The following is a 19714-nucleotide window of genomic DNA, read 5'->3' as shown; positions in this document are numbered from 1 at the left end:
GGCCCGTCGGGCTGCGATCAGGGGACGACAACGACGACCGGGGCGTCCTTGCGGCAGGTGAGGCGGTGGCCGAGTGAGCCGGTCAGGCGGTGCCAGCGCTTCGCGGACCGGCCGACCACGATCAGGTGGGCGTCGACCGTGCGCGCGATCTCGGTCAGCGTGCCGATGGCATCGCCGTACTCGCTGACGAAGCTGATCGGTACGCCGGCCTCGCCGGCTCGGCGTACTGCGTCGGCCTTGATCTCGTCGGCGAGCTCCTGGCGGCTGCTCGCGGCTGCTCCGTACGCGTACGGGGCGGCGAGGATGGCGGTCGGTTCGGCGTACGGCATCACGTAGACCGCGACGAGGTGGCCGTGGGTGCGGACGGCTTCGCCGGCGGCCCAGGCGAACGCGTCCCAACTCGTGGCGGACCCGTCGATCCCGACCACGATGGCCGGTGTACCGGGGGCCTTCTCCTGACGGAGCTGGATGCGCCGTTCTTCGGCGTCGTAGTTCATCTGGTCACCTCTTCGGCAACGGGGTACGGCTGTCCTGACTTTCGCCGGCGAGCTCCATCAGGCGGAGGAGTGCGGGCAGGGCCGCGGTGAGCGTCTCGGTGTCCTGGTCGTCGAGCTTCTCGATCAGCTCGGTCAGCGCCGACGCACCCGCCGTACGCATCGCACGGAGCTGCCGGCTGCCGGCCTCGGTGACCGCGACCAGGACCACGCGGGCATCGCCGGGGTAGCGGCGCCGCTCGGCGAGACCGAGGTCCGTCAACTGGGTCACCAGCGCCGTCATCGACGGCTGGGTGACCTCCTCGCTGACGGCCAGATCGGTCAGGCGGCGCGGGCCGGTGCGCTCCAGCGTCGACAACACGGAGACGGCGGTCAGGCTCAGGGTGCGGTCCCGGCGCCTGATCGCCACGGCGGCGAGGCCGAACAGAGCCTCGCCCACGGCGTCGTTGCCTGTGGTCATGCGACAAGTATAGGCACGTCTATATAGATATGGTGATGAAACGCGGGTTTTTGTCCGCAGGGGTCATTAGGCTGCTGGTATGTGCGGTAGATACGCGTCCGGCCGGGCCCCGTCCGATCTCGTCGAGGAGTTCGAGATCGAGGCGGGCAACGTGCGTGAGTCGGTCGAGCAGCTGGGGGAGAACTACAACGTCGCGCCGACCAACCAGGTGGTCGCGGTGGTCGAGCGGAAGAACCGCGAGGTCCCGGACGAGACGATCCGCAAGCTGACCACGGTCAAGTGGGGGCTGGTGCCGTCCTGGGCCAAGGGCACCTCGATCGGGAACCGGCTGATCAACGCCCGGATGGAAACGGTCGCGGAGAAGCCCGCATTCAAGAAGGCGTTCCAGACCCGGCGCTGCATCCTGCCCGCCGACGGGTACTACGAGTGGTACACCGCCGAGGAGAAGGTCAACGGCAAGCCGGTCAAGCAGCCGTACTTCATCCACCCGCCGGACGGCAGCATCCTCTCGATGGCCGGGCTGTACGAGATCTGGCGGGACAAATCCGTCGAGGACCCGGACTCCGACGACGCCTGGCTGTGGACCTGCACCGTCCTGACGACCTCGGCGACCGACGACCTCGGCCGGATCCACGACCGGATGCCGCTCCTGGTCGAGCGCGAGCGGTACGACGCGTGGCTCGACCCGCTGTCGTCCGACACCGACGATCTGCTCGACCTGCTCGTCCCGGCGGCGCCCGGTCGACTCGAGGCGTACGCCGTCTCGAAAGCGGTCAGCTCGGTCAAGAACAACGGCCCGCACCTGCTCGATCCGTTGCCGCCGGACGGGGTGGATCCGATCGACAAACCGCCGGCTCCTGAGGAGACGACGCTCTTCTGAGTTTCCTGTCCACCGAATCCCGTCGCTGATGACAGGATGGGGCGGGTGACCGACGAACGCATTGTGGGGACGCCGCACGGGGACGCCCGGATCGTCGCGTACCGCGCCCGCCGGCCGGTGGCGACGTTGGCTCTCGGTCATGGTGCCGGGGCCGGGATCGAGTCGGGTGACCTGGCCGCGCTGGCCGGCCGGCTGCCGAAGCAGGACATGAACGTGTTCCTGATCGAGCAGCCCTGGCGTCGCGCCGGCCGCAAACTCGCGCCCGCGCCGAAGGTGCTCGACGAGGCCTGGATCGCGATCATCGGACAGCTGCGGGTGCGTACGCCGCTGGTGATCGGCGGCCGCAGCGCCGGCGCCCGGGTGGCCTGCCGGACTGCGAGCAGCCTGGGGGCTTCCGGCGTACTCGCGATGTCGTTCCCGCTGCATGCGCCGGGCAAGCCGGAGAAGTCACGGGTCGGTGAGCTGGAGCAGGCGGGGCTGCCGACGCTCGTCGTCCAGGGGGAGCGGGATCCGTTCGGTACGCCGGAGGAGTTCCCGCCGATGACCGAGATGGCGGTCGTGCCGGACGCGGACCATTCGTTCAAGGTGCCGAAGCGGGCCGAGCTGGATCAGCAGGAGACGTACGACCTGCTGGTCGAGGCCGTGTTCGAGTGGGTGACCCGCGAGGTGTCCGGATAGCGGTCGGCGCTGACGGCGTCCGCAGTACGGGAATGGCCCCGCGACCGGGCGTGTTGTGACGAACATGATGGCGACGAGAGTGGCTCCGGAGCGGAGTACCGGGAAGACACCGGTATTCTCGATCACGATGCCGACTCCCACCACGACCGAGACACCCGAGCAGCGCACCGCGCGGTTCGAACGCGAAGCGCTGCCGTTCCTGGACCAGATGTACGCCGCGGCGATGCGGATGACCCGTAATCCGTCGGACGCCGAGGACCTGGTTCAGGACACCTTCGCGAAGGCGTACAGCTCGTTCCACCAGTTCACGCCGGGTACCAACCTCAAGGCGTGGCTGTACCGGATCCTGACCAATACCTTCATCAACGGTTACCGGAAGCGGCAGCGTCAGCCGACGCAGTCGCCGACCGAGGAGATCGAGGACTGGCAGCTGACGGCTGCCGAGTCGCACACTCCCGGTGGGCTGAAGTCGGCCGAGGCGGTCGCGCTCGAGCACCTGCCCGATTCCGACGTCAAGTCGGCCCTGCAGTCGATCCCGGAGGATTTCCGGCTCGCTGTCTACCTGGCCGATGTCGAGGGCTTTGCCTACAAGGAAATCGCCGAGATCATGGGCACGCCGGTCGGCACCGTCATGTCGCGGTTGCACCGCGGCCGGCGCCAGTTGCGTGACCTGCTGGGCGATTACGCACGGGATCGCGGCCTGATCCCGGCGGACGACGAGAGTACGGACGCTTCCGCCCCGGACGTCAGCACCGACGCGACCGCGTCGGTGTCCAGCACCGGCGGAGATGCGGAGAAGGAGGAGTCGTGAGCTGCGGCGAGCACCACGACGTCGACTGCGGAGAGATCCTGCAGCGGGTCTACGTCTTCATCGACAACGAACTCGAGGACGCCAGTTCCGACGAGATCCGGCAGCACCTCGAAGAGTGCGCCCCCTGCCTGGACGAATACGACCTGGAACGCTGCGTCAAGAAACTGGTCCACCGCTCCTGCGGCTCCGACCACGCCCCCGACGCCCTCCGCCAAAAAATCCTCCTCCGCCTAACCCAAATCCAGGTAGAAACCACCATCACCACCACGGATTGACGTTTCGCCGGATGCTGTAGCGATCTGGTCACGTAACGTGTGAGTCGTCGAATCTGTAAACGTAATCGTGGCCGTGCCGAACGTCTTCGAGCAATTTCGCCGCGACGACTTCCAAATGCGGCGAGTTGGTGTGAAGTATCTCCATCGCGGACTCGAGGTACCGGGTAGCTGCCGGAAAGTCGGCTTCAGCGGCACTGATCTTGCCGTGCTCGAGAATGAAGGAGCCTTCGCGCAGCCTGTTGCCAAGGGCGCGGACCAGGACGATTCCCTCGTCGAGGATCGCGTGAGCTTCTCGGTATTCACCGCGGCTGGCGTGGGCGCCCGCAAGGCCTTGCATGGCCTGGGTCTGGAGATCATCGCTCTTGCCACGCTTCGCGGCGTCAAGGCTCTTGAGCAGCGGCCCGACCGCGTCGTCGACCCGCCCGACGAGCAGATGTGAGAATCCGGTGTTGAGGTAGCGCTTGCTGACCGACCGTGAATCCTGGGACTGCTCGGCAAGCTTGATACCACGCTGGTACGACGCGTCCGCGAGAGCGTAGTCCCCGTTGCGGTCGTAGAGAGCTCCGAGGGCTACATGGGCCACTCCGACCACGGTCTCGTCACCGAGTTCCTGGCTCAGTTGCAGGGCTTCGTTCCCGTAGTCGATGGCGTCGGCCACCCGGTTGAGTCGGCCGAGTACGTGCGCTATGGAAGTGCAGCAGCGGGCCTGGCCGCGAAGATCCGGGAGGGCGCGGAACCTGGCCAATGCCCGGAGCAGACGCTCGGCCGCAGCCTCGAGACTCCCGTTCTCCACTTCGGGAATCGCGGTGTCGTGCTCCAGCCAGGCTGCCATCGGCCCCAGTTCGAGCTGGGTCGCGATCTCCAGCGCCGTGCCACACATCTCTCTCATCTCCACCCAGCGGGATCGCGATTCGAGATACCCGAACAGCGACAGCACGAGCTCCGGGATCTCCGCGGTTCGAGCGAGGGAGGACTGGCTCGCCTGGTGGTAGCGATCCGTCAGGTTGCGCTGCTCGTCGTCCAGCCAGCTGAGCGCCGCTTCCGTGTCGCTTGTCGTCGGCAACGGCTCGAAAGGTGCTGTCGCCAGCGCGATCCGTGGATTTGCCGGATGCGTCCGGCTCTGAACCGCCCAGCCGATCTCCGTGTAGAGGCGGAGCGCCCGTTGCACGCCGGCGTCGCGCTCCTCGGTCGTGAGGATCTCATCAGCTCGTTCGCGAGCGTAGGCGCGGATCAGGTCGTGGAAGCGATAACGCTCGGGCGCGACCGACTCGAGCAGGTTGAGGTCGACAAGACGCTCCAGAATCGCATCGGTGCGGTGCAGCGGTAGCTCGAGGAGCCGTGACGCAACGACCGTGAGCAGGTCAGAGCCATCGAGCACGCTGAGCAGCGGCAGCACGCCGGCGGCATCCCGGTCGAGCGGACGATCACTCGAGTCGAGGAAGTCCACGGAACTGGCGATGCTCGCACGGACACTGTTCTCGTCCGAGCCGAAGCCGTCGAGACGACGCTTCTCGTCCTGGAGCACCGCTACCAGGTGGTGAATCGGCCAGGTCGGCCGGGACGCGAGGCGGCCGCCGATCAGACGAACGGCGAGCGGTAGGCGGCCGGAGATCGCGGTCAGATTCCTCGCGGCGTCCGGCTCGGCGGCCACTCGCGCTTCGCCGATGACACCGGTCAGAAGCTCGACGGACTCGGACTCGGACAACGCGTCGAGATGGACCTGGCGTGCCCCGGCTAACGTGGCAAGCGATCCACGGCTGGTGATGATCGCTGACGATCCTGCATGTCCAGGCAACAGTGGCAGCACATGCGTTATGTCGACGGCGTTGTCGAGCAGTATGAGCAGTCGACGGCCGGCGAGCTCGGACCTCAGGACTGCGGCCGCTTCCTCCACGTCACCGGGGATGAGCCGGACGTCGACGCCAACCGACCGAAGGAGCTGCCGCTGCGCGTCCGCGACAGCCATCGGGGTCCCCGGGCCGTAGCCGCGCAGGTTCAGGTAGAGCTGACCATCCGGGTAGCTGTCCGTCAGGATGTGCGCCGCCTGGACAGCCAGCGCGGTTTTGCCGATGCCGCCCATGCCGGTCACCGCGACCAGACCGACGGGCGCCGAGCCGGTGGGATTGCGCAGTACGGACAGCATCGCGTCGAGTTGCGCGCCCCGGCCGGTGAAGTCGCGCGCGGCCGGAGGTAGTTGCCATGGCACCGGAGATGCGGCGACACCGGCGGTTGCGTCCGCGGCCTGTGTGGCCGGCGCAGAACCGTGCCCCTTGCCGCGGGCAACGGCAAGGAACTGGTCCGCCTCAGCAGGGGTGAGATCAAGCGCTTTGGTGAGCCCGCGGATCGTGTCCATCCGTGGGCGGCTGCGGGTACCGCGCTCGAGAACGCTGATGGCCTGTTCGCTCAGGCCCGCCTTCTCTGCCAGGGCGGCCTGGGTGAGGCCGGACCGGGTGCGGAAGGTGCGGAGGAGCTCGCTCAGGGTCGTCGACAGTTCGGCCACCTCCTCACACCTCGGATCCGCGCTGGATACGGTCAGTACCGGAAACCTCCGGGGCCAACTCTAGGGGGATCCGCCGACGGTCGGTCGCCGTTATCCACAGCGGTGTCGGGCCGGGGGCAGGACCAGGGTTCCGGGATGCGACCGAACCAGTCACCCGAATACCCAACGATCGTTTGAAAGATCGCATTCGGTACGCAGCCGGAGACTCTCCGAATACGGGACCTCTTAATAAACTGGTCTGCTGTAAAGCTGTGACCAAATCGCAAAGACCCCGGATTTCTCCGAGGTCCTCGCTGTCTGTAGCCGCCCTGCGTTCAGGCGTTGGGGCGCTTGCCGTGGTTCGCGCCCTTCTTCTTGCGTGCGCGACGCTTCCGGCCGGTCTTTCCCATTCCTAAGCCTCCTTGAAACAACTGCAAAGAGTCACAGTCTCTCATACCGCGCTCATCGGCTCCTGTCATGCGGCGAGTCACGGTCTGGCCTACAGTGTTTCGCGGCCTGCCTGCTTAGGCAAAATAATGAAGAGTCAGCGACGTGCTGTCTGCCCCCCTACGTCCCTCCGATCACCGGGACGTAAGACTGCGACCCGCTGATCGGAGGTGACGTGTCGTGTTTGGTAGTGACGGTTGGGAGTGGTGACGGTTAGAGTTCGCAGGTGAACAGCCGCTGGCCGCTTCGCTTGACAGTGGCGATCAGCTCAGCTGTCGCCGCGCTCGTACTCGTCGTTGCGTTGTTCAAGACCAGGCTGGACGTGCCAACAGTCGCTCTTGGTCTGCTGTTGCTGGTCGGCGTGCTTCTTCGTTCGAAGGTCGGACCCGTCCGGGCGGTTCTGGACCATGTTGTCTGTATCGCTCTGCTGTCTTTGTCCGGGCCGGCATCGACCGTCGTTGTCGCCGTCCTGCTACCTCTTACACAAGACCGTCGTTTGCCCCTGATGCGACGGGTCTTCAATGGCGCGCAGGCTGTTCTGTGCGCTGCTATGGCCGGCCTGGTGTATGTGCGGACCGGCGGTGTTCGTGGCGACGCCGTTCTGGAGCAGCCCGGACACGCAACTGTTTCCGGCTTCCTCGCGATCGTTACCTGGTTGACGGTGAATGCGGCCTTGATGTGCCTCGTCCTGTGGCTCGATCGTGGCGGCACATCGCCGCTGACCTTCCTGCGTCGGGTGGCCGCGCCGACTGCGCCCGCGATGACGGGCTACGGGCTGCTCGGAGTTTTGCTGTCGGTCGTGTGGCTCGGAGGACTGGGCATTGTCGCGGTTTTCCTGGTCGTCGTGCCGTTGTTGGTCGCCCGGTGGACACTGAGTCTCTACGAGACCGAGCGCAACGCGCAGGCAGCGACCATGCGGGCGTTCATCCAAGTCATCGAGACGAAGGACCTGTACACCAGAGGTCACTCTGAACGGGTCAGCGAAGGAGTCGGCGTGCTCGGCCGGCACCTGAGGCTCACCGACGACCGCCAGCAGGCTCTGGAACATGCCGGACTGCTGCACGATGTCGGAAAGGTCGGCGTCCCGACGCGGATCATCCAGAAGCCCGGCAGGCTCGAAGATTTCGAAATGGATGCGATCCGCCTCCATCCCGCCAGAGGTGTCGAACTGATCGGCAACATCCCGTTCCTCGAAGAGGTCAAGTCTGCCGTGCTGCACCATCACGAGAAGTATGACGGCACCGGCTATCCGGCCGGTCTGGCCGGCGAGAACATCCCGTACTTCGCTCGCATCATCGGCATCGTCGACGCCTTCGACTGTCTGACCTCGACGCGCTCGTACCGTGCTGCCCGTGGGGTCGAGGAGACTCTCGAGATCCTGCTGCAGGACCGGTACACGCATTTCGATCCCCGCCTCGTCGACGCGTTCGTCGAGGTGATTCGGAAGGACGGCTGGAAATCCGCGGCGGCAGACCAGCCTGCACCGGACGAGACCGTGCGGGTTGCCATCGACCACGACGATCTCAGTCTCGGCAGCGGCGGTGGTGCCTCCGGCTCGGCGGCGGGACCGGACGCAGGCTGATGGTCGGTGTTTCCGAAGGGTCCGAGGTCCGGCGCCTGGGCAGCGGGGTCGTGATCCTGTTTGCCGGTGCCGTCGTAGGAGTCACCGCACTTGCCATGACTGTTCGCCGTGGTGTCACGGACTGGCCGTACGCGGTCACGTTCGGGCTGCTGGTCGCGATCGGCGAGACGATCCAGTTCCGCGTGGATCGAAGTAAGAACCGGGCGCCGATCGCGACGAGTGCGGCACTGGGTTATGTTCTGCTGCGTCCGCCGGAGGTTTCGATTCCGCCGGACGTCGCCCAGGTCATCGCGGTGACCGGGTTGGCTACGCTCGCGGGGCTTCTGCCGCGCGTGATCGCCGGTCTGCCGTGGGACGTGGTGGTTTCGGCCCGGCGCACGCTGTCGGTTGCTGCCGCTGCCGCTGTGTTCTCGGCCGTGACGCCGGCCGACCTGTACTGGGACCGCTCCTGGACCTCGGCGATCGAGTTGACGGGCGCGATGCTGCTCGCAGTCCTGACGGCCGCGGTGCTGGATGCGCTGGTCGGGGCGGGGCAGGCGACCGAGAAGTACAACCAACCGTTCCCGGCAGCGTTGCGCGACGAGACGATGATTGCCGCGCGCATCGGTATGGCGATGGCGATCAGCGGGATGCTGCTGGCGATCGGGACCTCGTTGCTGGGTTTGTGGGGACCTCCACTGGTCGTGGTGCCGTTGTTCCTGACGCAATTCGCGTTCCGGCGGTTCGCGTCGGCGCAGCGGACTTATCGGACCACCGTTCGTTCGATGGCGCGCAGTACGGAGATAGCAGGCTTCAGCAGCCCGGGGCAGAATGCGCGGACGGCGCAGCTTGCGGTGGCGCTGGGGCATGATCTGGGGTTGACGCCGGCCAGGATGGAGGCGTTGGAGTATGCGGCGCTGCTGTCGGGGGTTGGGCAGTTGGCGTTGGCAGATCCTAGTCCGGGTGGGGCTTCGTTGTTGCGGACTCGGGAGGAGCGGCAGCGGGCGGCGGAGATCGGGGCTTCGGTGATCGAGCGGTCGGGGGTGCTGGATCATGTGGCGGAGATCGTCAGGCACTCCAACGATCCGTACCGGCAGGGGCGGGCCAACAACGCGGATATCCCGGTGGAGAGCGGGATCGTGAATGTTGCGCTGGCCTACGAGCAGTTGGTGGGGGAAGGGTCGGGGCAGTCGCCGGACAAGGCGATGGAGTCGATCGGGTTGGGGATCGGTGCGGAGTACGACCCGGTCGTGGTCGAGTCACTCAGGCGCGTGATCGGTCGCGGCTTCCGCTTCTGAGCAGGCCTCGGGTGACAGCCTGAGCAGCGCGGGAGTTCCGGCGCAGGGTTCCAGTTCGTCCCAGACCGGGGCGGTTGTCGCAGGCACCCGCCCGGAGGCGCCCATCCCGGCGTACAGCAGGAGGCCGGCGCCGGCGGCGATGAGTACGTCGCCTGGGCTGACGGCCTGGCCGAGCCCGGGAAGAGCGACGGGTACGACGTCCCCGAGCCACGGCAAGCGGGTCGCAGCATCGGACAACTCGTGCCGCGGATCGCTCACCACCCCGGAGCCCACGCCCGCACGAGCGAGCGCTGCGAGTGACACCGGCATCGCTCCGTTCAACGCGACCACGAGCGCGTTGCTGAAGAAACCCAACGCCAGCAGGCCGACGCCGGGATGGCGCACGTTGAGCCGCAGGAAGACCGCGATGCACACCGCGGACCCGATCAATCCGACCGGGTAGACCGTGCCGCCGAAGGCCGAGCCGAGCAGTTGCCCGATCGCGGCCGCGGCCAGCCAATGCACGCCGGTCAACGTGTTGTTGGCCAGCCGTCCGAAGCCGCCGCCGGTCGCGAGCGCCGCCCCGGCAGCGAGCACCATGACGAGGAGGACCAGCAGCACGTGTGCGATTCTGCCGAACCCGCGGCCCGAACCCGGGCAAGCTGACCCCGCAGCGTGTCGACTTAGCTGCAAAAGGTAACGGCGGCCCCGCAGGACCGCCGTCACCCATCAAGCTCAGGACTTCGCCGTAGCGGCTCCGCCGTCGTCGAGGATCTCCGGCAGGTCCTTCACACCCGGGTCGCCGCGGTCGGCGAGGTAGTCCGTCGGGTGCGTGGTGTCCTGACCGTCCGGCACCTTCAGCGCGCGGAACACGAACGTCAGCACGATCACGATGAGCAGGTTCAGCACGAACGCGGTCAGCGCGATGTACGCCGGGGTGTTGGTGCCCGGGATGTTCGCCAGCGACCCACCGAAGTGCTTCTTGGTCGCCGGGTTCACCACGTTGTACGCCGAGATCGTGCCGAACACCATCGCGACAGCCCAACCGGTCAGCAACGCGTACCGGTGGAACCAGCGCGTGTAGAGACCGACGACGATCGCCGGGAACGTCTGCAGGATCCAGATACCGCCCAGGAGTTGCAGGTTCAGCGCGATCGTCTTGTCCATCGCGAGCACGAACACCAGCGCGCCGACCTTCACCAGCAGCGACGCCAGCTTGGAGACCTTGGCCTCCTCCGCCGGTGACGCCGACGGCTTGATGAACGCGCGATAGATGTTGCGCGTGAACAGGTTCGCCGCCGCGATCGACATGATCGCCGCCGGCACCAGCGCGCCGACCGCGATCGCCGCGAACGCGATCCCGGCGAACCAGGACGGGAACTCCTGGTCGAACAGCCGCGGGATCGCCAGCTGCGGGTTGGCCAGCCCGTCCAGACCCTTCACGTTCACGTTCGCCTTGATCGCCATGAAGCCGAGCAGGGCGAGCAGGCCCAGCAGCAGCGAGTACGCCGGGAGGATCGCCGCGTTCCGCCGTACGACGTTGCGGGTCTTCGTCGACAGCACGGCGGTGACCGAGTGCGGGTACATGAACAGCGCCATCGCGGAACCCAGACCCAGCGTCCAGTACGACACGTAGCCCGCGTTGCCGGGGATGAACGACCCGGTCGGCTTGCCGGTGGCCGGGTTCGTCTTCGCCATCTTCTCCTGGGCCGCACCGAAGATCGAGTCCCAGCCGCCGAGCACATGCGGCAGGTAGAAGATCGCGACCAGGATCACCACGTAGATCAGGAAGTCCTTGACGAACGCGATCATCGCCGGCGCCCGCAGCCCGGACGAATACGTGTACGCCGCGAGCACCGCGAACGCGATCAGCAGCGGGAGGTCCTTGGCCAGCGTGTTGCTGCCGCCGAGACCCATCGTCTCGAAGACCGCCTGCATACCGACCAGCTGCAACGCGATGTACGGCATCAGGGCGAGGATGCCGGTCACCGCGACCGCCAGCGACAGCGCCTTACTGCCGTACCGGCCGGTGACGAAGTCGGCCGGCGTCACGTACCCGTGCCGATGCGAGACCGACCACAAGCGGGCCATGAAGACGAACACGATCGGGTAGGCGACGATCGTGTACGGAACGGCGAAGAAGCCGCTGATCGCACCTGTCGCGTACATCGCGGCGGGCACCGCGATGAACGTGTACGCCGTGTACAGGTCGCCGCCCAGCAGGAACCAGGTGACGAACGTACCGAAGCTCCGGCCGCCCAGACCCCACTCGTCGAGGTTGTCCAGATGGCCGGCGCTACGCCAGCGCGACGCCATGAAGCCCATCACGGTGACACCGCCGAAGATGACGATGACGATGATCAACTGCACCCAGTCGACACTCGTGTTCACTGTCCGGCCTCCTTGGTGTCGACGTCGGCATCGGGGGCGTCAGGGTCACCAAGTCCCTGCGCGGCCCGGCGCCGGCGTTCCTCGGCACGCAGCAGCCGGTAACTGATGCTGACCAGGATCGCGGACAGGAACACCCACATCAGCTGGTACCAGTAGAAGAACGGGAATCCCCACAGGTGGGGGTCGGCCTTGGCGTACGTCGGCACGAGCAGCGGTACGACGACCGCCACAACCAGAAGCACACCGGAGATCCAGTACGCGGGCCTGACCGCGGACAATCGAGACACTGCAAACCTCCTCGGGACACAGGCGCAACGCAGCACGCTACCGTTCGATGACAGTCGGTACTAGACCTTCAGGTTGGTGCATGGATAACGAAAAGGCATGGTTCGTACGGCGCGTCGTGCTGTCCGTCCTGTTCCTCGTCATCGTTGCCGTGCCGCTGTATCCGGAACTGTTCGGGCTGGACGAGGTCACCCCGTTCACCCAGCTGGCCGCCTTCCGTCCGCAAGGTCTGGTCGTGGTCCTACTGCTGGCGCTCCTGATGCTCGTACGACGCGGCTGGCGCATCGCCGCCGTACTCGTCGCTTCGCTCGCGCTGATCGGCGGCGCCCTGATCGCGCCGCGTCAGTTCTCCGATGCCAGGCCCGCTCCGGCCGGCGCGCGGGTGCTGACGATCATGGTCGCGAACGTGCTCGGCGGTGGTGCCCGCGCCGCGGATGTGGCGCAGGTGATCCGAGACCGCAAGCCGGACCTGGTTTCGTTGCCGGAGGCACAGGTTGACGTCCGCGAGGAGATCCGGGCGCAGCTGCAGGACCAGCAGTACAAGGGCTTCACGGCCCAGCCGAGCAAGGCGCCCGAGAGTGCGACCAGTGTGCTCGTGTCGTCCTCGCTCGGGAACGTGGCGTTCGCGTCCGAGCCCGGGACGACCTTCGGCAACATCATCGTGACCGGTGGCAACCTCGGCGCGATCCGGCTGATCGCCTACCACGGCTTCCCGCCGCTGACCGACTCGGTCACGACCTGGAAGAACGACCTCCTGCACGTACGGCGCTGGTGCACCGAGGACGCGCCGACGATAGTTGCAGGGGACTTCAACGCGACCGTCGACCACGCGGACTTCCGGCACGCGCTGGGCGGTTACTGTCGCAGTGTCGCACCGACCGTCGGCGCCGGCCTGCAAGGTACCTGGCCGGCCGACCAGCCCGTCGTACTGCGGACGCAGATCGACCACGTGGTGGTGACGCGGCAGTTCGAGCCGGGTCGGTTCACGACGTACCCGATCGAGGGCACGGACCACCGGGCCGTCGTGGCGACGGCCGGCATTTCTACGACGGGTTAGTGGCCGGGCGGTAGATGTAGGGCTGCGAGGCCTGGACGGCTTCGGTCAGCATCAGCAGCAGGTCGGCGCGGGCCTCGATCGGGCGGCCGAAGAGCTCGTCGTCGCCGGGGATCGGGAACCCCTTCACGCCGATCGCCAGCTGGCTGAGCAGGACGTGCAGGACGCCGCGGGCGTTGAACACCGCGGGCGTCGGCCACTCGGGCAGGGTCTCGTGCATCAACGGCTGCTGGCCGGCGGTCGCCGCGATCGGCTTCAGCCAGCGCTCGAGCTCGTCGCTGCTCAGCATGTTCCGGTGCAGGATCGTCATCACCGCGTGCGCGACCCGGTCGTGCTCCTCGTGCACCCAGCGGTACGGCGTGTCCTTGACGATCCGGTCCGCGAGTACGTCGAGCAGCGCCCGCAGTACCCCGGCGTCGCAGTGCCGGGACCGGGCCAGCGCGCCGATCGCGTCGGCGCCATGGGCAACGGCATGCGCCCAGCCGCAGTCCTTGACGAACCCGCGCAGGTCGCGTTCGCGCAGCAGCCAGGTCGCCAGCCGGTCGCCCCAGCGCATCACCACCTCGTCGTGCACGAGGAACTCGGCGTTGTCGCGGTGGATCACCTCGGCCAGCGTCAGCGCGGTGAACGAGCGGCGGAACACACTGTCGGTGCCGTCCTCGCCGAGCCCGTAGTTCAGTCCGGCACAGAGGCCGTCGCCGAACCCGGGCAGCAGGTCGTCGTACACCCCGCGCTCCAGCCAGGTGGCGAGCGTCGGGTAGGCGAGGGCATCACGGACCTGCGGGTTGGTGCTGGCCAGCCCGCGGACAAGCTCCTCGGTGAGCTCGGTCAGCGTACGGTCGTGCGGTACCGCGTAGTCCGCGGCCATCACGTCCTGCCAGTACGTCGACTCCACCCGAGCATCCTTTCATCCGTGCTGAATCAACTAACACCTGTCTACACCAACTTGTCGAGCGGACCACTCCGAGTGCTGGTATAAGACCGTCGGTAGCATCGAACCTGTGCCGTCTCTGACCGACGTGGCCCGAAACCACACCACCCTGGACCAGGCCGACCTGGACCGCCTGCAGCTGCTGATCTCCGACTGGCAGATGCTGGCCGATCTGTCGTTCGCCGATCTCGTGCTCTGGCTGCCGGACACCGAAGGGCTCGGGTTCTGGGCCGGTGCCCAGATGCGCCCGACGACCGGCCCGACGGCGTACCTCGACGACATCGTCGGCAGCTTCATCCCGCGCGGCCGCCGGCACCTGCTCGACCAGGCGTACGACGGCGGCCGGATCTGCCGCGAGGGCGATCCCGAATGGCGCGACGACGTACCCGTCCGGGTCGAGACGATCCCGGTACGACGCGGCACCCGGGTGATCGCGGTGATCGCGCGGAACACCAACCTGCTCGGTGTCCGTACGCCGTCCAGGCTCGAGATCGCCTATCTGCAGAGCGCGACCGACCTGGCCCGGATGATCACCGACGGCATCTTCCCGTACGGCGGTGAGCGGCTGCTCTCCACCACGCCACGCGTCGGTGACGGCTGCATCCGGGTCGATCGGCACGGCATGGTGACGTTCGCGAGCCCGAACGCGTTGTCGGCGTACCGGCGGATGGGTCTTGTCACCGATCTCGTCGGCAGCAGGCTGAAGGATGTCACCGCGGAGTTGCTGCATTCCGGACACAAGGTCGACGACGTGCTCGCGTCGGTGGTCACCGGCCGCGCGGCCAAGGAGATCGAGATCGAGAACTCCGACGCGACGCTGTTCCTGCGCGCGATCCCGCTGCGGGCCGACGGTGCGCACGTGGGGGCGCTGATCCTGCTCCGTGACGTCACGGAGCTGCGGAGCCGGGAGCGGGAGCTGGTCACCAAGGAGGCGACCATCCGGGAGATTCATCATCGCGTCAAGAACAACTTGCAGACGGTCGCCGCGTTACTCCGGATGCAGGCCCGAAGAATCGCCGTACCGGAAGGACAGGCCGCCTTGTCCGAAGCGGTCCGGCGGGTCGGGTCGATCGCGATCGTGCACGAGACGCTGTCGGAGTCGTTCGACGAGCATGTGGACTTCGACGATGTGGCCGACCGGGTCGCCGCGATGGTCGCGGATGTGTCGACGGTCTCGACCGCGGTGGAGACGCGGCGGAGCGGGACGTTCGGCGTACTCGACTCCGAGGTGGCGACTCCGCTGGCGATGGTGCTGACCGAACTGATGCAGAACTCGGTCGAGCACGCCTTCGGCGCACGCGACGGGGGAGAGGCGCACGGCACGATCGAGCTCACCGCCGAGCGGTCGGTCGGACGCCTGCACATCGACGTGATCGACGACGGCAAAGGGTTGCCGACGAACTTCGACTCCGAACTGTCCGGCAACCTGGGCCTGTCCATCGTCCGCACCCTCGTCATCGGGGAGCTGGACGGGACCCTTGAATTCGGCAACCGTCACGACGGAAAGCCCGGCACCCAGGTCACCCTGGACATCCCGGTCAAGGATTAGGCCGGGGAAACACAAAGGCCCCGCGGTGTTTTCCGCGGGGCCCCGAGAGGACTTACTCAGGCGGTGCGGATGCGCTGGCGGGCGTTGCGGCGCTTGAGAGCGCGGCGCTCGTCCTCGCTCAGACCGCCCCAGACACCGTGGTCCTGGCCGGCTTCCAGCGCCCATGCCAGGCACTGCTCACGCACGTCGCAGCGTCGGCACACCTGCTTGGCTTCCTCGATCTGCATGATCGCGGGGCCGGTGTTGCCGATGGGGAAGAACAGTTCCGGGTCCTCGTCGAGGCATACGGCCCGGTGGCGCCAATCCATGGCGGATCCCATCTCTCTCAGTAGTTGACGTAAGCTGACGGGTAGGTCTGTGCCCAATCAGCGGTGCTGTACTCGTCGGTTCGTCTCGCACTGGGGGGTTTTAGTGCGACGCGTTGTGAACGCATTCACGAACGAGACCATGTTCCCAATCTTGGCGGATCGAAACAAGGGTTATGGAGTTGTCGATCCGATCACAACGCTTCCTTAACACTCGGAACTGGCGCAGGGTCGTACGCTCCATCCGGTTATCGGACGGAGCCGCTCTTCCGCAATCACCCGTTCACTGCAGGTAACCGTTCCAACCTTCTTTTGGTTACGCACAACCCTCAAATCCCTGTAGGGCCTTGGGTCCGCGAGGCCCCCGAGAACATGCGGCACTAAGCTGGCGAAGTGCCGACCGACTCCCCAGCTGCCGCCGTCCCGAGACCGCTCAAGTTAGCTGCGGCAGTGGTCGCTTTGGAAGGCCTTGCGCTGATCGTTCTGGGAATTGGCGAAGCCTTGACGCTTCATGGCGATCGCTTGGTGCTCGGCCTCACCACGGCCGGCTTCTTCCTCGTGTACGGCGTGGCCCTCGGCTTCGTCGCGCGTGGTCTGTCGAAGGCCGTGCGCTGGAGTCGCGGGCCGACGGTATTCACACAATTGATCCAGCTCCTGGTCGCGTACAGCTTCTGGGGCGGATCGACCAAGGTGGTCGCGATCGCGCTCGCCGTCGCGGCCCTCGCAGTACTGATCTGCGTGTTCCAGAAGGCTTCCACGGACGCACTGGCCGGTGGCGAGGCCAACGATCACCCGGTGCTCTAGGCAGCTATTCCTTCAGCAGGCCGGTGCGGAGCTCGGTCAGCGTCCGGGCCAGCAGCCGGGAGACGTGCATCTGTGAGATGCCGATCTCCTCGGCGATCTGGGACTGCGTCATACCGCGGAAAAATCGCAGTGTCAGGATGCGCTTCTCGCGGGTGTCCAGCTGTGCCAGCAAGGGTTTGAGCGACTCCCGGTACTCGACGCTCTCCAGCGCTTCGTCCTCGCCGCCGAGGCCGTCCAGGACCGTGGTCGCGTCGGTCTCGTTCTGGTCGGGAGCGTCCAGGGACAAGGTGTTGTAGGCGTTCGCGGACTCGAGCCCTTCGATCACCAGATCCGGTGAGAGTCCGAGCCGGTCGGACAACTCGGCCACGGTCGGCGCCCGGCCCAGCTCCTGGGTCAGCTCGGCGGTGGCTGCGGTCAGTGACAACCGCAGCTCCTGCAGCCGCCGCGGCACCCGGATGGCCCAGCCCTTGTCGCGGAAGTACCGCTTGATCTCACCCAGGATCGTCGGCGTCGCGTACGTCGAGAACTCGACACCGCGATCCGAATCGAAACGGTCGATCGCTTTGATCAGGCCGATCGTGGCCACCTGCACGAGATCGTCGTACGGCTCACCGCGGTTGCGGAACCGGCGGGCCAGATGCTCCACCAGCGGCATGTGCAGTGCGACCAGACCGTCCCGCGCCGCCGTGTGCGCGGCATCGGAAGGCCCCGAGGCGGCAGCCATCCGCTGGAAGAGGTCTGCCGTTCGGGTACGCAAATCCGTGGTCTCCCGAGGCTCGCCCGGGGTTTGCTCGACGGTCACGCGGTCTCCGTCGCGGTGGCCGTGGCCGTCACGGTGATCGTCAGTCTGCCGTCGATGGTCTCGGCGGCAGCCGACTCGACGAGCGCGGTCAGAACTGTCCACCCGAACGAGTCGGTGTCCGGCATCCAGCCGCCCGGCACGATCGCGCTCGCGCGCACCGTCAGCTGCGGCGGCTCGATCTCGAACACGCACTCCAGCACGCCGTCGGCCGCCTCCGGCAGCAGCAGCGCGCAGGCCTCGTCGACCGCGATCCGCAGGTCGTCGATCGCGTCCAGGGTGAAGTCGTTGCGGGCAGCGAGATTGCCGACCACAGATCGCGGTACGGCGATGTAGGCACTGTCCGCCGGGATACTCAGGCGGACCTCGGCGGCTCGTCCCGTGCTGCTCACATCGTCTCCCTCGATCGATCCCCAACGCCGTACATCATCCAACCTCACGGACGCTGATGCACAGCGAACGGGGCCGACCGAGGCAAATCCCCTGAAATCAGGGGTGTTCGTGCTCCGAACGCAGCCGCGAGAGGAACGCCTGGGTGCGGGAGTGCTGCGGATTGCCGATCACGTCCTTCGGCGGGCCGGCCTCGACGACCACGCCGGCGTCCATGAAGACGACCGTGTCCGCGACGTCGCGGGCGAACGACATCTCGTGGGTGACCACGATCATCGTCATTCCGTCGAGCGCGAGCTCCCGCATCACCGCCAGCACCTCGCCGACCAGCTCGGGGTCGAGCGCCGACGTGGGCTCGTCGAACAGCATCAGCTTCGGCTGCATCGCCAGCGCCCGCGCGATCGCCACCCGCTGCTGCTGGCCGCCGGACAGCTGCGCCGGGTAGGCGTTGCAGCGGTCCGCCAGCCCGACCCGGTCGAGCAGCTTCATCGCCCGCTCCCGCGCGACCTTCTTGGACTCACGCTTCACCTGCGTGGGCGCCTCGACGATGTTCTCCAGCGTCGTCTTGTGCGGGAACAGGTTGAACCGCTGGAACACCATCCCGATCTCGCGGCGTTGCGCCGCGATCTCCTTGTTCTTCAGGCGGTACAGCTTGCCGTCGCGCTCGTTGTACCCCATCAGTTCGTCGTCGACCCAGATCCGGCCGCCGTCGATCGTCTCGAGCTGGTTGATGCAGCGCAGGAACGTCGTCTTACCCGAACCCGACGGCCCGAGCAGACACACCACCTGACCGCGATCGACATCGAGGTCGATGCCTTTGAGTACTTCGTTGTGGTGGAAGGACTTCGTCACATTCACCGCGTGGACCAATGGCATCAGGCGCCTCCCGCCCCGGCCGGCCGCGCGGCTCGTGGTGCCTTGGTCCCGAAGCCGCGGCCGAAGTGCCGCTCCAGGAAGTACTGGCCGACCATCAGCACGCTCGTCGCGGCGAGGTAGTACAACGTCGCCGCGACCGCGATCGGGAACGTCTTGTAGTACGTGCTGCCGATCGACTGCAGCTGGTAGAACAGCTCGCCGATCACCGGTACCGCGAGCAGCAGCGAGGTGTCCTTCAGCATCGCGATCGTCTCGTTGCCGGTCGGCGGCACGATCACCCGCATCGCCTGCGGCAGTACGACGCGGCGCATCACCTTGCCGCTGCTCATCCCCAGCGCCTCGGCCGCCTCGGCCTGCCCCTTGTCGACGCTCATGATGCCCGCCCGGGCGATCTCGGCCATGTACGCCGCCTCGGACAGCCCGAGCCCGATCACACCGGCGACGATCCCGGTGAACACCTGGTTGGCGTCGAGGGTGAAGAACCGCCAGTCACCGGACATCCCGAGCCAGTCGATGATCTTCCAGTCGAACGGGATCCCGAACGCGATGCCCTGCGGGAACAGGATCCCCAGCGTGCCCATCGTGAACAGCAGGATGTACCGCGGGATGCTCCGGAAGAACCAGGTGAACACCCACGACACCCCGGCCAGGATCGGGTTGTCCGACAGCCGCATCACGGCCAGCAGCACGCCGCCGCCGACACCGACGATCATCGACAGCACGGTGACCAGCAGCGTGCCCTTGAGGAAGCCGTTGATCACCGGCTGCTGGTTCATCGCCTGGAAGACGAAGCTCCAGTCGAAGGCCTTGTTCGTCACGAGCAGGTGCACCAGCATCGCGGCCAGGATCACGATCACGGCGATCGCGACCCAGCGGCCGGGATGCCGGACCGGTACGGCGTTGATCGCCCCCGGCCGATCGGGGCTTGCGTCCGTCGGCCGGGTCTCCGTTGTGTCGGTGCTCATGGG

General features: G+C 66.8%; 22 protein-coding genes. 9 read left to right on the top strand and 13 right to left on the bottom strand.

From position 1 onward, the window contains the following. Positions 1-17 precede the first annotated feature (17 nt). Both FDA38_RS32810 and FDA38_RS32805 read right to left on the bottom strand, forming a co-directional pair. On the bottom strand, positions 18-497 hold the full coding sequence (locus FDA38_RS32810) for a universal stress protein (RefSeq protein ID WP_130439642.1): 480 nt from the start codon (positions 495-497) through the stop codon (positions 18-20). A 4-nt stretch (positions 498-501) separates the two neighbouring features. Further along, complete coding sequence (locus tag FDA38_RS32805) at positions 502-954, bottom strand: MarR family winged helix-turn-helix transcriptional regulator (RefSeq protein WP_233715070.1); 453 nt, start codon at positions 952-954, stop codon at positions 502-504. Positions 955-1033: 79 nt separating this feature from the next. Between FDA38_RS32805 and FDA38_RS32800 the strand changes: the two genes are divergently transcribed. The 4 genes from FDA38_RS32800 to rsrA all read left to right on the top strand — a co-directional run bounded on the left by FDA38_RS32800 (position 1034) and on the right by rsrA (position 3598). After that, the gene (locus FDA38_RS32800; protein WP_137258064.1) at positions 1034-1834 is read left to right on the top strand and encodes an SOS response-associated peptidase; all 801 of its coding nucleotides are present in this window, start codon (positions 1034-1036) and stop codon (positions 1832-1834) included. Between the two features lie 36 nt (positions 1835-1870). After that, positions 1871-2512 carry an alpha/beta hydrolase family protein gene (locus tag FDA38_RS32795; RefSeq protein ID WP_137258063.1) on the top strand — a complete coding sequence of 214 codons (642 nt, stop codon included), beginning with the start codon at positions 1871-1873 and terminating at the stop codon, positions 2510-2512. 127 nt (positions 2513-2639) lie between these two features. Next, on the top strand, positions 2640-3323 hold the full coding sequence (locus FDA38_RS32790; protein WP_170989953.1) for a sigma-70 family RNA polymerase sigma factor: 684 nt from the start codon (positions 2640-2642) through the stop codon (positions 3321-3323). Continuing rightward, a complete protein-coding gene (gene rsrA / locus FDA38_RS32785; RefSeq protein WP_130439634.1) occupies positions 3320-3598 on the top strand; it encodes a mycothiol system anti-sigma-R factor in 279 nt (92 codons plus the stop codon). The genes FDA38_RS32790 and rsrA overlap by 4 nt, the downstream gene beginning before the upstream one ends. A 28-nt stretch (positions 3599-3626) precedes the next feature. Here the strand turns inward: rsrA and FDA38_RS32780 are convergent, their stop codons facing one another. Further along, positions 3627-6098 carry a helix-turn-helix domain-containing protein gene (locus tag FDA38_RS32780; protein WP_137258062.1) on the bottom strand — a complete coding sequence of 824 codons (2472 nt, stop codon included), beginning with the start codon at positions 6096-6098 and terminating at the stop codon, positions 3627-3629. Between the two features lie 314 nt (positions 6099-6412). Further along, positions 6413-6487: a 50S ribosomal protein bL37 gene (locus FDA38_RS43720; RefSeq protein ID WP_369759046.1), complete on the bottom strand. Its 75-nt coding sequence runs from the start codon at positions 6485-6487 to the stop codon at positions 6413-6415. A 338-nt stretch (positions 6488-6825) separates the two neighbouring features. Here FDA38_RS43720 and FDA38_RS32775 point away from each other — a divergent pair, with 338 nt between their 5' ends. Continuing rightward, the gene (locus FDA38_RS32775; RefSeq protein ID WP_233715069.1) at positions 6826-8106 is read left to right on the top strand and encodes an HD-GYP domain-containing protein; all 1281 of its coding nucleotides are present in this window, start codon (positions 6826-6828) and stop codon (positions 8104-8106) included. 95 nt (positions 8107-8201) lie between these two features. Then, positions 8202-9383, top strand: a complete 1182-nt coding sequence (locus tag FDA38_RS32770; RefSeq protein WP_233715068.1) for an HD-GYP domain-containing protein — start codon at positions 8202-8204, stop codon at positions 9381-9383. Here FDA38_RS32770 and FDA38_RS32765 read toward each other — a convergent pair. The 3 genes from FDA38_RS32765 to FDA38_RS32755 form a co-directional block, all read right to left on the bottom strand. Further along, entirely contained in the window at positions 9345-9983 is a 639-nt protein-coding gene (locus FDA38_RS32765) for a DUF5317 domain-containing protein (RefSeq protein WP_233715067.1), read from the bottom strand. The two genes, FDA38_RS32770 and FDA38_RS32765, sit on opposite strands and share 39 nt — an antisense overlap. A 114-nt stretch (positions 9984-10097) precedes the next feature. Beyond that, positions 10098-11687 (bottom strand): monocarboxylate uptake permease MctP, encoded by a 1590-nt coding sequence (mctP, locus tag FDA38_RS32760; protein ID WP_137258498.1) that lies wholly within the window; start codon positions 11685-11687, stop codon positions 10098-10100. A 62-nt stretch (positions 11688-11749) separates the two neighbouring features. After that, on the bottom strand, positions 11750-12040 hold the full coding sequence (locus FDA38_RS32755; RefSeq protein WP_137258060.1) for a DUF3311 domain-containing protein: 291 nt from the start codon (positions 12038-12040) through the stop codon (positions 11750-11752). 80 nt (positions 12041-12120) lie between these two features. Here FDA38_RS32755 and FDA38_RS32750 point away from each other — a divergent pair, with 80 nt between their 5' ends. Beyond that, positions 12121-13095, top strand: a complete 975-nt coding sequence (locus FDA38_RS32750; RefSeq protein ID WP_137258059.1) for an endonuclease/exonuclease/phosphatase family protein — start codon at positions 12121-12123, stop codon at positions 13093-13095. Here the strand turns inward: FDA38_RS32750 and FDA38_RS32745 are convergent. Next, a complete protein-coding gene (locus tag FDA38_RS32745; RefSeq protein ID WP_137258058.1) occupies positions 13082-13987 on the bottom strand; it encodes a DUF2785 domain-containing protein in 906 nt (301 codons plus the stop codon). The genes FDA38_RS32750 and FDA38_RS32745 overlap by 14 nt on opposite strands. A 106-nt stretch (positions 13988-14093) precedes the next feature. On the opposite strand from FDA38_RS32745, the gene FDA38_RS32740 reads away from it, so the two are divergent. Next, positions 14094-15572, top strand: coding sequence for a sensor histidine kinase (locus FDA38_RS32740; protein WP_137258057.1), 1479 nt, complete (start codon positions 14094-14096; stop codon positions 15570-15572). A gap of 56 nt (positions 15573-15628) precedes the next feature. On the opposite strand, the gene FDA38_RS32735 is transcribed toward FDA38_RS32740, so the two are convergent. Further along, positions 15629-15880, bottom strand: coding sequence for a WhiB family transcriptional regulator (locus FDA38_RS32735; RefSeq protein ID WP_130383822.1), 252 nt, complete (start codon positions 15878-15880; stop codon positions 15629-15631). A 447-nt stretch (positions 15881-16327) separates the two neighbouring features. Between FDA38_RS32735 and FDA38_RS32730 the strand changes: the two genes are divergently transcribed. Beyond that, positions 16328-16681, top strand: coding sequence for a hypothetical protein (locus FDA38_RS32730; RefSeq protein ID WP_137258056.1), 354 nt, complete (start codon positions 16328-16330; stop codon positions 16679-16681). Positions 16682-16685: 4 nt separating this feature from the next. Here FDA38_RS32730 and FDA38_RS32725 read toward each other — a convergent pair whose 3' ends face one another. From FDA38_RS32725 to FDA38_RS32710, 4 genes are all read right to left on the bottom strand, one after another. After that, a complete protein-coding gene (locus FDA38_RS32725) occupies positions 16686-17483 on the bottom strand; it encodes an RNA polymerase sigma factor SigF (RefSeq protein ID WP_137258055.1) in 798 nt (265 codons plus the stop codon). After that, positions 17480-17872, bottom strand: coding sequence for an ATP-binding protein (locus FDA38_RS32720; protein WP_137258054.1), 393 nt, complete (start codon positions 17870-17872; stop codon positions 17480-17482). The genes FDA38_RS32725 and FDA38_RS32720 overlap by 4 nt, the downstream gene beginning before the upstream one ends. A gap of 97 nt (positions 17873-17969) precedes the next feature. After that, positions 17970-18746, bottom strand: a complete 777-nt coding sequence (locus tag FDA38_RS32715) for an amino acid ABC transporter ATP-binding protein (RefSeq protein WP_137258053.1) — start codon at positions 18744-18746, stop codon at positions 17970-17972. Further along, positions 18746-19711, bottom strand: coding sequence for an amino acid ABC transporter permease (locus FDA38_RS32710; RefSeq protein WP_137258052.1), 966 nt, complete (start codon positions 19709-19711; stop codon positions 18746-18748). Before FDA38_RS32710 ends, FDA38_RS32715 begins: the two co-directional genes overlap by 1 nt. Positions 19712-19714: the final 3 nt, after the last annotated feature.

The organism is Kribbella jiaozuonensis (assembly GCF_005233875.1).
In the GTDB taxonomy this organism is placed as follows: Bacteria; Actinomycetota; Actinomycetes; order Propionibacteriales; family Kribbellaceae; genus Kribbella; species Kribbella jiaozuonensis.
The sequence above is the reverse complement of the archived record's forward strand: the minus strand, read 5'-3'. Positions and strand labels throughout refer to the sequence as shown.